The organism is Vibrio sp. 2134-1 (assembly GCF_033339495.1).
In genome coordinates this window covers 1-601 of the sequence record NZ_JAWOUS010000664.1, presented here as the reverse complement: position 1 = coordinate 601, position 601 = coordinate 1, and the positions used below count along the sequence as shown (strand labels likewise).

The 601-nt window shown below is 49.4% G+C and carries 1 pseudogene; it reads left to right on the top strand.

Annotated elements, in window-relative coordinates:
* Positions 1–601 (top strand): annotated as a pseudogene (locus tag R7R78_RS27840) ([protein-PII] uridylyltransferase); the annotation flags it as partial.

Genomic DNA, 601 nt, shown 5'->3' with positions numbered 1-601 from the left:
TCTTTCTGGCCGAGCGAAACCTTCTACGGCGCAAAAAGACAAGAACAACGGGAACGTCATGCTCGCTACCACGATACGACGTATAACCTAGAGCCCGATATCAAATCGACCCCAGGAGGTCTTCGCGATATTCACACTTTGAGCTGGGTAGCGCGTCGTCACTTTGGCGCCACATCTCTGCTAGAGATGAGCCGTTACGGCTTTCTTACCGATGCGGAGTATCGCGAACTGGTGGAGTGTCAGGACTTCTTGTGGCGTGTCCGCTTTGCGCTGCACATTGAACTTCGCCGATACGACAACCGTTTGACCTTCGCACATCAAGCACAAGTGGCCGAAAACCTCGGTTATGTTGGTGAAGGCAATCGCGGCGTCGAGATGATGATGAAAGAGTTTTATCGCACACTTCGTCGCGTCGCAGAATTAAACAAAATGCTGCTCAAACTGTTTGATCAAGCCATCATCAATGGTGGTGCAACTGAAAACGCAGAAATTTTGGATGCAGATTTTCAACGCCGTGGATCGTTAATCGAAGCCAGAAAACCCGCGCTATTCCAAGCCAGACCTGAAACTATTCTTGATATGTTTTTGCATATCGCGAACG